This is a genomic window from Salegentibacter lacus (genome assembly GCF_020164555.1).
GTDB lineage: Bacteria > Bacteroidota > Bacteroidia > Flavobacteriales > Flavobacteriaceae > Salegentibacter > Salegentibacter lacus.
On record NZ_JAIQZB010000004.1, the window covers coordinates 191,991 to 206,280 of the forward strand.

The window sequence follows — 14,290 nt, forward strand, 5'->3', positions numbered from 1 at the left end:
TTTTGAATTAGTTTGATATAGTTTAGATGGATTGTAAGAAAGGGTTGTTGTTAATCAACGCCCTTTTTTAATTCAAGAGGGTAAATACTTCGAGACTTGCCTCGTTAATATATTTTGTAAAGTTGAAAAACGTTTTTTAATAAAATGCTCTGTGGGCTAGACCCGTATCTACTATACTTTAAAATAATAATCATGATAACAAAAAATGTAGTTTATAAAATGGATAATACATTTGGCTCGATAATAAAAACTTTAGTTTTGGTTATCCTTCTTTTTTCGGGCATTTATCAATGCTTTGCTCAAACTGTAGAGGGAAAGGATTATTCTTCCAGGACCAATGTAGATAACACTTTCGATATGGCAGGAGAGGATGTTTTCGGCCAGCGATTTCCTTCAGAGCATCTTATTATCAAAGATGGGGTGACAGGGGTTAATATAACTGCTCTTACCACTTCTCGACATAATAACTCTAAAATATATCAGACTCATCCGCAATGGACTCCCGATGGAAAATATATAATTTTTCGATCGGACCGAGCAGCTAAGGATGGTCGTGGAGAACATGCTTATGCAATTTCAATGGATGATTATGAAATTGTTCAGGTGACAACTGGTGATACAGGAAGCGATCTTCACCTGGGCTGGAAAAAAAATTTAGCCTATTTATTTCGTGATGAACAGTTAATAGAGCTGAATTTAGAACAGCTGTTGACAGATAGTGAACAGCGGATAGTGAAAAAACCGGAAGATTATGAACGGGTTGTAACGACCTTACCAGAAGGGGTTAGAGAATCTGGCGGTATTGGCTTGGATATTAACGAAGAAAGAATATTTTTTGCTGCCCGTCTAGCAGATAATTTATCTGCTATCTATAGTATTGACCTAATATCAGGAGATCTAAAGAAGCTTAAAGAAGTACCTTTTAGGGCAAATCATTTACAAGCAAATCCTTGGGTTTCAGGAGAAATTATGTATTGTTGGGAGACCGGAGGCGATGCTCCGCAAAGGATGTGGTATTTATCTGTGGATGAAAGTGGAAAAGTTAATAACCGGCCGGTTTATGATGAGAAGCCCGATGAATGGGTTACTCACGAAGTATTCGCTGGACCGGATCATATTCTTTTCAATGTGATGGCACATCTGGAACGTTTGAAAAGTAATGATACCGGAATTTTTTCTTATAATTTGAGGACAGGAGAGGTTCAAAAGTTCGACCAGGCGGATCGGGGTGGCTATTGGCATGCGGCTGGCACCAGGGACTTAAAATGGGCGGTTGGTGATACTTTTGATGGTAATCTTTATCGCCTTAATCTGGAAGATGGTGATGTCACGCTATTAACTGCTGCACACAGACCCAATAGCAAAAGTCCGTTTACAAGGGAAGCACATTCTCACCACTCAATTAGTCCAGACGGTAAGTGGGTGCTTTTTAATTCAAGTATGTTAACAGGAAGTGATATAATGATGGTTCCTTTATTACCTCCAAATCTTGATTAATTATAGGATTTAAATTGAATTCATTTGAAAATAAAGTATAAATATGAGAGGTTTTTATTTTCGATAAGAATCTTTGCGCTTAACACTACACTATGATAGGTCTTGATATTTTTATTTTCGTAACGAACCGAGTATCTATATTTTTGGGGGCTATTTTTCTTTTTACCGTTAGTCAAATGGCCGCTCAGGATAGGGAGGGAGTAGAATTGTCATGGCTTGGGGACAGTAGCCCGGAAATTTCTACCGGGGTAAGTTGGGGTGTGCCATTTCCGGAGGGGGAAGTTAAATCTATTAATCAGTTTGAGCTTATAAACAAAGAGGGTGACCAATTACCTTTACAATCATGGAATTTAGCATACTGGCCAGATGGCACTTTGAAATGGCTGGGATTTGCCACTGTAGTAGAAACTGGTGATGGTTCAGGGTTTACTTTGATGTCTACAGATAGAGGTGCTAAAAGTACTACCAAATCAAATTTGATAGTAAAAGAAAATGCAGATTCTATACAAATAGATACAGGGGTACTGCAATGCAGGATCCCTAAGAGGGGGAGTCAAATTTTTTCTGACTTGCGAATAGGAAACGAGGTGATTAGTTCTGCAGCACAGCTTGTGTGCATCAATCAAAACGGACCTGAGAAGGAGCTGGGCGAACAGCCAATAAAAGAGGAGTTTAAGGGAGAAATATCTAAAGTTACATTAGAACAAAATGGGCCGGTAAGAGCTGTAGTAAAGATTGAAGGCCGTCACGTTACAGCGGATGGAAGCAGAAGCTGGTTACCATTTGTAGTAAGGCTTTACTTTTATGCAGATTTGCAATCTGTTAAGCTAGTACACACGATTATTTATGATGGTCATCAGGATAAGGATTTTATCCGTGGCTTAGGGGTTACTTTTGATTTGCCTATGGATGAAGAGGTCTACAATCGTCACATTCGGTTTTCAGGAGAAAAGAGTGGTTTTTGGGATGAGCCCGCACAACCACTTGTAGGTCGGGTGCCTTTTTCGACCACTAAAGAAAATACGTATGAGTCGCAACTTAAAGGCCAACGTATTGCCGAACAGAGCGACCTCACAAAGGAACAGGTATTCCTTGTGGAAAACCTTGCATCATGGAATGATTTTAAGCTCGTTCAGGATAATTCAGAAGGATTTCGAATACAAAAAAGAACCGGAAGTGAAGTTGCTTGGATTGATGCAGGAGTAAGTAATCGATCTGAGGGAATGGCTTTTGCAGGAGATGTTAGTGGGGGACTTGCAGTTACCATTCGTGATTTCTGGCAGTCGTACCCGGCCTCTCTTGAAGTGCGTAATATGAGGAAAGATACGGCACAAATAAAAGCTTGGCTTTGGTCTCCAGATGGTCCAGCAATGGATATGAGACATTACGATACAATTCCCTGGGGACATACTTTAAAGGCTAGTTATGAAGATGTTCAGCCGGGGTTTAGCACGCCTGAAGGAGTTGCTAGAACCAGTGAAATTCTCTTGTTTGCCACTTCGGGAGTGCCGTCTCTTGATAAACTTAATGAGATTACTAGTTTAGGAAATACCCCACCATTACTTATCGCTTCACCGGAATATATTCATAAAATCCCGGTATTTGGGATCTGGAGTTTACCTGATCGTTCTACAGTTGGAAAAGCCTGGGTGGAGGACCAATTGGAGAGTGCTTTTGAATATTATCAAAAGGAGGTTTACCAACGCGATTGGTACGGCTTCTGGGATTATGGGGATGTTATGCATGCTTATGACGAAGACAGGCGGGAATGGAAATATGATGTTGGCGGCTACGCCTGGGATAATACTGAGCTTATGCCACATATGTGGCTTTGGTATTATTATTTGCGAACAGGAAAAGAAGATGTTTTTAGAATGGCAGAAGCTATGACAAGACATACCTCGGAGGTGGATGTACATCATATTGGTAAATTTGCAGGTCTGGGCTCCCGGCATAATGTGCGGCATTGGGGAGACGGTTCCAAGGAAGTGCGGGTATCACAAGCTGCACCCGGAAGGTTCTATTACTATCTTACAACAGACGAACGCATTGGAGATCTTATGAGGGAATCTGTAGAGGCATCAAATAAAGCCATAGGAGACCTTGATCCACTACGTCTTATATTAGATAAAAGCGAATATCCTACCCATGCCAGAGTGGGACCAGATTGGTTTGCTCTTGTTGGCAATTGGATGACAGAGTGGGAGCGAACGGGAGATCCTAAATACAGGGACAAAATTTTAACTGGAGTCGAAAGCTTTTCAGAGATGCCGTATGGGTTTTTTTCCGGTAAAGCAGGTGCCTTTGGCTATGACCCGGAAAGTGCAAAAATGTACCAGTTGCAAACGGATCATATTGGTTCTTCACACTTATCTGTTTTGATGGGAGGACCAGAGATCGCATACGAGCTGACACAACTTCTGGACAGCCAGCAATGGGATAGGTTATGGTTACAATTTGCAAAAATTTATGGTGCTTCTTCAGAAATTGTTGAAGAGGAATTTGGAGTGCGAACCAGCCTGGGAAACCCGGGGCCTTGGTATGCCCGGCTTCCGGCTTATTATGCAAAAGTGAAGGGGGATAAACACTATGCAGCAAGGGCTTGGGAAGATTTCTTAGGCCGTAGCGAATATAATATTCTTACCAATTTTAAAATGGAAAAATATGAGGGTAATGAAACCCTGGAACCTGTTTATGAAGTTCCGGGGGTTTCTACAAACAACACGGCGCAATGGAGTTTAAATGCTATTCAATTACTGGAATTAATAGGAGACGATCTACCAGAAAGTCATCCCCGATTTAAGGATAATAATTAATATGACGCTTCGAAATTTTTTAATTGAACATACACTTAGAAGAATATTGAAAAGGTGTGCATTGCTGTTTTTTTTACTGTTTTCAACCCTCATTTTCATAGGTTGTGGCAGGGGCGATTATAAAAGGGATGAGCTTATTTTTGAGGATGATTTTGAAGATACTCTCTCCAACTGGATTATAGAAACAGAGATTTCAGAGGATGCTAAAGCCACTATTACAGATGGGAAACTGGTTATTGATGTAGACAGGGGAGCTACTGTATGGCTGGATAAAAAATTATCTGGAAATATTAGTATCGAATATCACCGCAGGGTGGTGATGGAAAATGGTAAAAATGATAGACTTTCAGATCTTAACCAGTTTTGGATGGCTGGTGATCCAGGGAATGAGGATCTTTTTACCCGCAGGGGCGTTTTTGAAGAGTATGATTCCTTGGAATTGTACTATTTCGGAATAGGAGGAAACAGAAATACTACTACGCGCTTCCGGAAATATACAGGAACCGGAAAGAAGGATCTTATACATGATTTTCAGAAAGAGAAATATATGCTGGAACCAAATAAAACCTATCGGGTTAAGACCATAATTTATAATGGTGTTACAAAGGTATTTCTGGACGGCAAGGAATTGTTTTCTTATGAAGATAGCGATCCATATAAAGAAGGTTATTTCGGAATTAGAACAACTGAATCAAGACACGAAATAGACAACGTAAAAATCTATAGTTTAAAGTAATAGGTAATTTTTAATAAAAGGGAATTAATATTATCAATTTCAGTATAAATAAGTATTGATTCAAAATTAAAATTATGGCTTCAAAAAGATCAAATATTTTCCTTTGTGTATTCACTCTTATGTTTTTCGTATCTCATTTTGAGAGCGTTTGCCAGGAAAACAGGTCTTTTAAAATTTTTCAGTTTCCATCAAATAAAATTCCGGTAATTGATGGTAATTCAGATGATTGGGGAATGGTGCCGGAGGATTATTTTATAGGCATGGATCAACTATGGGATGACAGCGGTAAACATGCAAGTGCAAATCCTGAGAATCTTGACGTTACAGTAAAAGTAGGTTGGGTTAATGGACTAAACCGATTATACTTCCTTTATGAAGCTTACGATGACTATTGGGATTTTTCATCTCCCGGTTTACATAATGATACATTTGAACTTATAGTAGATGCCGATAGATCTGGAGGCCCATTTATAGACCGGTTCCATCCTAATAAAGATTTGGATGAGATGGAGGCTTACTTTTCATTTCATGGGGTGCACGCACAAAATTATCACATTTTTACTCCTGCAGAAGGAAAGGACTGGACATTAGTGTGGGGTAGCCAGCCGTGGATCAAAGAGTTGCCCTATGCAAATGCAGCTTATAATTACGACTTTAAGCCCGGGCAGAGTGGAAAATTAAAACTTGAATTTTGGATAACACCTTTTGATTATGCGGGAAATGATCCGGACCGGGCAATAGAGTCCATTTTAAAGGAAAATAAAATTATTAGTCTAGCCTGGGCTGTTATTGATTATGATGATGCCAACAAAGAATCGAATAATGGATTTTGGAACCTCTCTAAAGAACATACCATGTACGGTAACGCTTCCTATAGTTTACCTTTTACGCTAATGCCGCTTGAAGCTAAATTCAAAAACTCAATTGAAGCAGAATGGTCTTTTAATATTGTAGATATGAATAGACGTATGGTAGCTTTTATTGATGAATCAAAAGGAGAAGTCAATTCCTGGAAATGGGATTTTGGTGACGGGGCAACTTCTACAGAACAAAACCCTTTACACCAATATAAGGAAGCGGGAAAGTATGTGGTGATCTTAAACGTTGAGGGACCAAAGGGGAAATCGCGATTGTCTAAAGTGTGGGATGTAGCTGTACAATGAAAACTAAAGTGAAAATACAAATTATGAATTATTTTAATATTCAGAGATGGGTATTATTTCTTCCTGTCCGTATGTTTTCCAAGGTCTTTAGTAATATAGATTATTCTGAAATAAAGTTCAGGTTTACTGCATTCTTCGTTGTATTAGTATCAATAATTTCTTTAAGCTGTAAAGAGGAAGAAAATAAAACCGAAAAGGATAATATTCCACCAAACTTTCTGGTAATCATTGCAGATGATGCCGGCTGGAATGACTTTAGCTACCACGGGTCCAGGATACAAACACCAATAATAGATTCACTTGCGGAAAATGGGCTTAAGCTGGAGCGTTTTTATGCAGCTCCTACCTGTTCCCCATCACGGGCTAGTTTGTTAACAGGGAAACCTGCAAGCCGTATGGGAATTGTTGCGCCAATAAGTGGTCGTAGTGAGTTAAGCCTGCCAGATTCTATTACTACGCTGCCCCAGGCATTAAAGGAGAAAAATTATAAAACCTCATTATTTGGTAAATGGCATTTAGGGCTAAAACCGGAAAGCGGTCCGCAGGCTTATGGCTTCGACTACTCCTATGGATTTTTACACGGACAAATAGATCAATACACTCACCAGTATAAAAATGGTGATTCCAGCTGGTACCGTAATAAAGAATTCATTGAGGAAGAAGGCCATGCCACAGATCTTATAACCAACGAGGCGATTAAGTGGCTGGAGGAGGAAAAAACCGATACACCTTTTTTTATGCAGGTTGCCTACAGCGCGCCTCATTTTCCGCTTCAGGAGGAGGAAAAATGGAAGCAACCCTATAACGGCGTTTTTGATGATCCTACACGTCGGGATTATGCGGCTGCTATGGCACATATGGATCACAGCATTGGGAAATTGCTCAAAGCTTTAAAAGAGAAAGGTTTAGAAGAGAACACTGTTATCGTTTTTTTAAGTGATAATGGTGCTATGGAGAACTGGTACCCTGATGATCAATATAATGGGAAATTTGAACCTCATACAGAGATGGGTAGCAATCTCCCACTTCGGGAATGGAAGAATTCAAATTATGAAGGTGCCATTAGAGTACCCGCAATAATAAGCTGGAAAGGAAATCTCTCATCAGGTACATCGGAGGAATACATATCGGTATCAGATCTTATGCCTACTTTCCTGGAGCTTGCCGGAGTAGAAAAAATACCGGAAAGTATTGAAGGACAAAATGCGTGGCCGGTTTTGACCGGAGAAAATCAACTCTGGAAAAACAAAATATATATTAGAGGGCATCTTCAGGAAAGTCTCATCCAAAAACCCTGGAAATTAATTAGGACCAGATATTTGGAGGAGCCTTCTGTTCATGAATTATACAATATTGAAGATGATCCCGAAGAGAAGCATAATATTTTAGAGGGAAATTCTGACATTTTTGATAATTTAAAAAATGATTTGGAGGCTGAATTTGCAAAGGATGCCCCAGAGGTTAATCTCGATTTAATACAATAGAGTAAATTTAAAATTAGGATAAAAAGTAGGAATATGATCCCATTTTTCATTAAAAATAAAAAGATGATGACAAAACGAGCTTCTTTAATACAGATAATAATATTTATACTTCTCCTTTCCGGTTGTAAATCGGAGGAAAAGTCAGTCGTAACAGAGATTCTACTTATAAATACTTCCAACATTGAACTTTCAGAAAAAGCCGTTGTTATAGAAAGGGCAAAAATCTTTGAAGCAGAAAATGAAAAATATCCTGTACTTACTTCCGCTTCAGATACTATTCCTTCCCAACTCACAGATCTTGATTGGGACGGAGAGTGGGATGAGCTGTTCTTCCTGGCGAATTTTTCAGCAGAAGAAAGGAAAACTTTTGAACTGCACTGGGTAGATGAGGAGCCGCAATATACCACCCGCACCAGTGTAAGATTTGGAAAGAGGGAATCAGTGGACGAACCGGTAACCCCTGCAACAGAAGAAACGCTTACAGCTACAGATATGCCAAAAAACCTTGGTTTCCAAAAATATCAAACTGACGGCCCCACCTGGGAAAATGATAAAGTTGGTTTCAGGCATTATTTGGATGGTAGGAATTCCAAAGACATTTTTGGTAAGACATCGGCTAATATTTCCCCTGAAACAGTTGGTGTGAATGATACTGGTGCTGTTGAGGATAATTATCATACGATGGAAGACTGGGGCCGGGATATTTTTCCGGTAGGAAACTCTGTAGGATTGGGAGGCTTTGCTTTGCTTGTAGACAATGAGGTTCAAAGGCTGGGAATTACTGTTGATGATACCCTGAGCAATATTGAAGAAACTACCTTTAGAATTCTAGAAGAGGGTCCGCTAAAATCTATAATGAAATTTGAATATAATAACTGGGATGCTGCAGATAATACTTATAATGCAGAAGAGGTTACTACTATTTGGGCCGGGATGTATGGATTTAAAAATACGGTTTCTGTTAGCGGAATGCAGAATGATGAAGTTCTTCTTATTGGACTTTCGAATATTAATATTGAAAAACCGCTTCAGGAAGTTGAGGTAGGGGATTTTGTCGCCCTTATCCTGCACGATTATCAAACCTATGAACGGGAATGGGCACTAGGTACGGCTTTGCTTATTCCTAAAGCCGATTACAATGGATATATAGAAGCTCCGGAAGAAGGGAAGGTTACGAGCTCATATCTGGTGAAAACTAAGAGAGAAAATGGAAATCCAATAAGCTATTATGCCATAGCTGCCGGTGAAATGGCGCCGGATGGTGGCTTTGAAGATGCTGAAACCTTCAGGAATTATGTTGAAGATCTCGCCCGCCAGCTTTCTGCAACAGTTGAAGTAGTAATTAATTCATCTGAGAACGAATAGATACAAAAGAAACTTTCAAATTAATCTTAAAATGAAGAACCGTTCTTTTATAGGATTTTCTTCATTTAATAAATCGAATATTATGAAAACATTCAATAGCAATTTCCCTATCCTACTTGTAATTCTTTGCCTTTTAGGTTTTGAATCCAAAGCCCAAGTGACTGATGTAAATACGCCCCTGCACTTATTGCAGCCAGATTATCCCACTCCCTATATGGATAATGAAGTAGAAGATGTTAAAGAAGTTCTGGATAGAGTTTATGATTTCCTGGAAAACAATACAGCATCCGGGATGATCGATAAAAAAACCAAGAAAGCCCTCACAGAGACAAACAGGTTTAAGGGAGATATAGATTTTGAAACAGGAGCCTTTAGGCTTACCAGCTACGAGTGGGGTGTGACCTATGCGGGAATGCTTTTAGCTACACAGGCAACGGGTGATGATAAGTATGCCCAATATACCCATAAACGCCTGAAACTTCTTGCAGAAGTGGCTGAAAATCATAAGGTAAGCGACGTAAAGGACTCCCCAATTCGTTCGATTTTAGATCCTCATGCCCTGGATGATGCCGGTGCATTATGTGCCTCTATGATCAAGGCTAAAAGGGATGGGTTGGATGCCAATTTGGATCCTCTAATCAGTAATTTCATTACTTATATAAGTGAAAAAGAATATCGTCTTGAAGATGGTACACTTGCCCGGAACAGGCCTCAAAATAACACACTTTGGCTTGATGATCTTTTTATGAGCGTTCCTGCACTGGCCCAAATGGGGACATATACTGGAGAGACCAAATATTTTGATGATGCGGTGAAGCAGGTGAAACAATTTTCTGAAAGAATGTTCAATGAAGAAAAGGGTCTATACATACACGGCTGGGTGCAGGAAATGGAAGTGCATCCAGAATTTCACTGGGCCCGTGCAAATGGTTGGGCAGTAATGACCCTGGTGGAACTTCTTGAAGTTTTGCCAAAAGATCATCCGGGATATCAGGATGTGCTAATTCAATTACAGGCACACGTAGAAGGCCTGGCAAAATATCAGCACGGTACCGGGTTCTGGCACCAGCTAATAGATAGGAATGATACCTACCTTGAAACATCGGCAACAGCTATTTATGCCTATTCTATGGCCCGTGCAATTAATAGAGGTTATATAGACGGTCTTGCCTATGCTCCTGCAACACTGCTTGCCTGGAATGCTGTAGCAAGCAATGTGAATGAACAGGGACAGGTGGAAGGTACCTGTGTAGGGACCGGAATGGGTTTTGATCCCGCTTTTTATTTTTACCGCCCGGTAAATAAATTTGCAGCTCATGGATATGGACCTGTGATGCTTGCTGGCGCAGAGGTGATCCTGATGTTAAAAAACAAGGAATTCGAGATCAATGATAGTTCTCTTCAGCTTAAGGTAACTCCCTAATATTATTTTTAAAGATGAAATTATCTGATAGATTAATCGCGGTTGCAACCATATTGTTTCTTATTTCCGGAGCAGTTTCAGCTCAAATAGGTAAACGTTTCCCGTCTGAACGAAAAGTAGTGACAGATCCTGTTACGGGGTTAGATTTAATATTTCTTACCAGTAAACAGGAAGGGGATTCGAAAATTTATCCCACTCACCCACAATGGACGGCAAATGGAGAATGGCTCATCTTTCGCTCTAACAGGGTGAAAGGAGAGGCTATGGCTGTAAATGAGCAAACAGGAGATCTTGTACAGGTTTCAGAAGGGGGATATACAGGAATGTTGAACATTGCTCAAAAATCCATGAAACTTTATTTTATGCGAAATTTGGAAAACGAGGGGCAGGACCATAATGAAAACAGGTCCTTACAGGTAATTGAGACCGATCTCGCCAAACTTTTTGCAGATAGTGAGGCCGGTAAAATGAAGAAAGCTACAGCTTATGAGCGGGTAGTTGGTACTACGCCACCAGAGATAGCTGCAGGGGGAGATATGGCTCTGGATGCAAATGAGGACTGGGTGTATTTTAGAATAGGATCTGAAGAAGCAGCGAGACATTTGCCGTCGGGCACTAAAGTCGAAGAAAATTTTGGCCCGCGTAATATGGGCTCGGGTCCAGGAGGAATTGGTAAAATGAACGTAAAAACCGGAGAAGTTGCACATGTTGTTTCTGTGCCTTTCCAGGTGGGACATATACAGGCGAACACCTGGAATCCCGGTGAGATTGTTTTTTCTTGGGAAACCGGAGGAAAATCTCCACAGCGTACCTGGACGGTAATGGCAGATGGAACCGGCCTGCGGCCCTTATATCCTGAAGCCGATTATGAATGGGTTACTCACGAGGCCATAATTTCGAAAGATGAGGTAGCACTGGCAATTATGGGCCATAGGGAGGTAGATGTTATGAAGGAAGCTCCGGTGGAAGTGACAGGCAGTAAGGGGGTAAGAAATCCAGAGAATCCCGGGCAGGAAAGTAATTGGGGACCATCTGGTACTCGAGAAAAACCTACAGGACTTGCAATAGTAAATTTAAGAACAAGAGAAATGACCATTGCAGGACAAACCCATGACGGGAGTGGGCTCTGGCACGTCCACGGTTCACCCGATGGTCGCTGGGCTGTGGGTGATGACTTCTCAAGAAGCTTGTACCTAATAGATAGAAATAATCGTGAAATGAAGATGCTTACCACCGGTCACAAAATTACCGCTGCAGATCATCTTCACCCGACCTTTAAACCGGATGGTACAAAGATACAGATTCAATCGGCCATGCTTTCAGAAGATGGCCGGTCGATGAATATCGTTATTGTTCCGGTGCCGGATACCTGGCTGGAAAGAACGTATTCGGAAATAGTAGAAAAGTAACCAGAACTAATTATTAGAATTTACTAAAAATGGATTCCAAAGCATTTAAGATGAAACTCCTACCTGGTTTTCAGGCAGAATATAAAAAACGTCATAATGAAATCTGGCCTGAGTTAAGCAAGCTTCTTTCGGATAGAGGAATTTATGACTATAGCATCTTTTTGGATGAAGAGACTTTGATTCTCTTTGCTATACAGAAAGTAAGGCCGGGAGCAAACCTAGAGAGTTTAACAGAGGAGCCTATTCTTAGAAAATGGTGGAAGTATATGAGTGATATAATGGAAACAAATCCTGATAATTCCCCAGTAGAGAAGCCATTGAAAAAGGTTTTCCATATGGAATAGAATAAGAGAATTTATTTGATAATTATTATAATTAAGAGAACAATGATAAAGCAACCTAAAACCATTAATTCCTATAAAATACTAAGCATTTCCCTGTTTCTTTTTTTCAATATTGCAGTAAAAGCAACCGAAAAAGATTTTAACATCCAGGATTATGGAGCCGTGGGAGATGGTAAGAACCTGGATACAGAAGCTATAAATAAGGCGATAGAAGCGGCTTCTGAAGCTGGCGGAGGTACAGTTTATTTCCCGGCAGGGACCTATTTAAGTTATTCCATACGTTTAAAAAATGATATCCACCTTTACTTGGGAGCCGGAGCTATTTTAAAAGCAGCAGGAGAAAATGATGGTGGACGATACGATGATCCTGGGGAAGGTGCCGGTAATGAATATCAGGATTTTGGACACAGCTATTGGCGTAATAGCCTTATTTGGGGGGAGAATTTAAACAATGTTACTATTTCAGGTCCTGGAATAATTCAGGGAGAAAATTTGAGTAGGGGCTTTTATGATTATGAAAAGTGGGATGAAAAAGGAATTCCCGCGGGTAACCTAATGTGGAAAGGTGGAGGAAATAAAGCTATTGCTTTAAAGCTATGCACCAATGTGATCCTGAAGGATTTTACAATTATAAAAGGTGGACACTTTGGTATTCTCGCTACAGGAGTGGATAATTTTACCATAGATAACCTTAAAATAGACACTAACCGTGACGGAATGGATATAGACGCCTGCAGGAATGTGCGGATTTCAAACTGCACCGTAAATTCCCCAAATGATGATGCAATTGTTTTAAAAAGCTCTTTTGGATTAGGATTTGCTCGTGCTACAGAAAATGTAACCATCACCAATTGCCAGGTCTCTGGTTACGATGTGGGAACCATGATTGACGGTACTTACCAGACAAAAGAAGGACACCTGGTACCGGATCAGGAGGGGCCAACCGGGCGAATTAAATTTGGAACAGAATCCAACGGAGGCTTTAAGAACATTACCATTAGCAATTGTGTTTTTGACCGTTCACGTGGCCTTGCACTGGAAACCGTGGATGGCGGACTTCTGGAAGATGTTAGCATTAACAATATCACTATGAGAAATATCACCAATTCCCCATTTTTCCTCAGGCTGGCAGGTAGAATGCGAGGGCCGGAGGGTGTAGAACCGGGAAAATTGCGGAGAGTCAATATCAGCGATATTACGGTTTATAATGCCGATTCCCATTTTTCAAGTATTATTAGTGGAATTCCAGGTCACGACATAGAGGATGTTCGTTTTAGTAATATTGATATTTGGTACCGCCCGTTGGACTCTGCGAGAACTCAGATCCAGAAAATAGTACCGGAATATATTAAAACCTATCCTGAACCTGCTAAATTTGGTGTGATGCCCTCTTATGGATTTTTTATTAGACACGTTAAAAATATTGAAATGGTAAATGTTAACGTGCATTATATGGGAGAAGAAGATCGGCCGGCTATTATTCTTGATGATGTAAAAGGTGCGAAATTCCAGAATGTGGATGCACAAAAAGCTGGAGACGCACCAATTTTGAAATTGGAAAAATCTGGAAAGATAAAAATCAGGCAAAGTGAAGGTTTAAAAGAGGAAGAAATTACGGAGCTGACCACTAAAGAGTTTGGTTAATATATTTTAAATATGTTTTATTTTTTTGTTTTCCTTTAGGTCATCAGATTTTAATTGAAATCAGCTCATATTGCTGTTTTTTGTAAAGCTGCAATTTTTCTCCTTGTCTCCTTTTTAAAGTTTGTGTAGTATAAAATTTTTATATTTGTTCTTTAATTTTTCCGAATGATTTGAAGAGCCATAATGATATTTTATTATTAAAATAATCTGTTCATAAAATTCAATTTCTACCATTCGCAATTGACCTGTAGTATTGGCGAATATTTTCGAACTCTATAATTATCTTTTTGTTTTCGACTTATTTTGGGAGCATGATTTTTTTCAGTACCGAACGATCCCTGTAGTAAGTTCATCGATCGATTTTGAAAGGCCTCTTCATTATTATACGCAGAGGGTTGTGTAATCTCCT

At 39.9% G+C, this 14,290-nt stretch carries 10 protein-coding genes; all 10 read left to right on the forward strand.

Features of this window, described 5'->3' with window-relative positions; translation table 11 throughout:
* The first annotated feature begins 258 nt into the window (after nt 1-258).
* The 10 genes from LB465_RS04660 to LB465_RS04705 all read left to right on the forward strand — a co-directional run bounded on the left by LB465_RS04660 (nt 259) and on the right by LB465_RS04705 (nt 13,881).
* Complete coding sequence (locus LB465_RS04660; RefSeq protein WP_224467571.1) at nt 259-1,497, forward strand: TolB family protein; 1,239 nt, start codon at nt 259-261, stop codon at nt 1,495-1,497.
* A gap of 92 nt (nt 1,498-1,589) precedes the next feature.
* Nucleotides 1,590-4,313 carry an exo-rhamnogalacturonan lyase family protein gene (locus LB465_RS04665; protein ID WP_224467573.1) on the forward strand — a complete coding sequence of 908 codons (2,724 nt, stop codon included), beginning with the start codon at nt 1,590-1,592 and terminating at the stop codon, nt 4,311-4,313.
* 61 nt (nt 4,314-4,374) lie between these two features.
* The gene (locus tag LB465_RS04670; protein WP_224467575.1) at nt 4,375-5,049 is read left to right on the forward strand and encodes a DUF6250 domain-containing protein; all 675 of its coding nucleotides are present in this window, start codon (nt 4,375-4,377) and stop codon (nt 5,047-5,049) included.
* Nucleotides 5,050-5,123: 74 nt separating this feature from the next.
* The gene (locus tag LB465_RS04675) at nt 5,124-6,212 is read left to right on the forward strand and encodes a PKD domain-containing protein (RefSeq protein WP_224467577.1); all 1,089 of its coding nucleotides are present in this window, start codon (nt 5,124-5,126) and stop codon (nt 6,210-6,212) included.
* Nucleotides 6,213-6,235: 23 nt separating this feature from the next.
* Nucleotides 6,236-7,696, forward strand: a complete 1,461-nt coding sequence (locus LB465_RS04680) for a sulfatase-like hydrolase/transferase (RefSeq protein WP_224467579.1) — start codon at nt 6,236-6,238, stop codon at nt 7,694-7,696.
* A gap of 63 nt (nt 7,697-7,759) precedes the next feature.
* Nucleotides 7,760-9,061 (forward strand): DUF4861 domain-containing protein, encoded by a 1,302-nt coding sequence (locus LB465_RS04685; RefSeq protein WP_224467581.1) that lies wholly within the window; start codon nt 7,760-7,762, stop codon nt 9,059-9,061.
* An 82-nt stretch (nt 9,062-9,143) separates the two neighbouring features.
* Nucleotides 9,144-10,484, forward strand: coding sequence for a glycoside hydrolase family 88/105 protein (locus LB465_RS04690; RefSeq protein WP_224467583.1), 1,341 nt, complete (start codon nt 9,144-9,146; stop codon nt 10,482-10,484).
* Nucleotides 10,485-10,498: 14 nt separating this feature from the next.
* A complete protein-coding gene (locus LB465_RS04695) occupies nt 10,499-11,893 on the forward strand; it encodes a TolB-like translocation protein (RefSeq protein ID WP_224467585.1) in 1,395 nt (464 codons plus the stop codon).
* Nucleotides 11,894-11,943: 50 nt separating this feature from the next.
* Nucleotides 11,944-12,237 (forward strand): L-rhamnose mutarotase, encoded by a 294-nt coding sequence (gene rhaM / locus LB465_RS04700; RefSeq protein WP_237690495.1) that lies wholly within the window; start codon nt 11,944-11,946, stop codon nt 12,235-12,237.
* A 42-nt stretch (nt 12,238-12,279) separates the two neighbouring features.
* On the forward strand, nt 12,280-13,881 hold the full coding sequence (locus LB465_RS04705) for a rhamnogalacturonidase (RefSeq protein WP_317198420.1): 1,602 nt from the start codon (nt 12,280-12,282) through the stop codon (nt 13,879-13,881).
* The last annotated feature ends 409 nt before the right edge of the window (nt 13,882-14,290 follow it).

What these genes read in the sequence shown, in the direction of transcription:
- LB465_RS04665 (WP_224467573.1), top strand. Translation starts at nt 1,590, where the DNA reads ATGATAGGTCTTGATATTTTTATTTTCGTAACGAACCGAGTATCTATA.
- LB465_RS04680 (WP_224467579.1), top strand. Translation starts at nt 6,236, where the DNA reads ATGAATTATTTTAATATTCAGAGATGGGTATTATTTCTTCCTGTCCGT.
- LB465_RS04675 (WP_224467577.1), top strand. Translation starts at nt 5,124, where the DNA reads ATGGCTTCAAAAAGATCAAATATTTTCCTTTGTGTATTCACTCTTATG.
- LB465_RS04685 (WP_224467581.1), top strand. Translation starts at nt 7,760, where the DNA reads ATGATGACAAAACGAGCTTCTTTAATACAGATAATAATATTTATACTT.
- LB465_RS04705 (WP_317198420.1), top strand. Translation starts at nt 12,280, where the DNA reads ATGATAAAGCAACCTAAAACCATTAATTCCTATAAAATACTAAGCATT.
- LB465_RS04695 (WP_224467585.1), top strand. Translation starts at nt 10,499, where the DNA reads ATGAAATTATCTGATAGATTAATCGCGGTTGCAACCATATTGTTTCTT.
- LB465_RS04690 (WP_224467583.1), top strand. Translation starts at nt 9,144, where the DNA reads ATGAAAACATTCAATAGCAATTTCCCTATCCTACTTGTAATTCTTTGC.
- rhaM (WP_237690495.1), top strand. Translation starts at nt 11,944, where the DNA reads ATGAAACTCCTACCTGGTTTTCAGGCAGAATATAAAAAACGTCATAAT.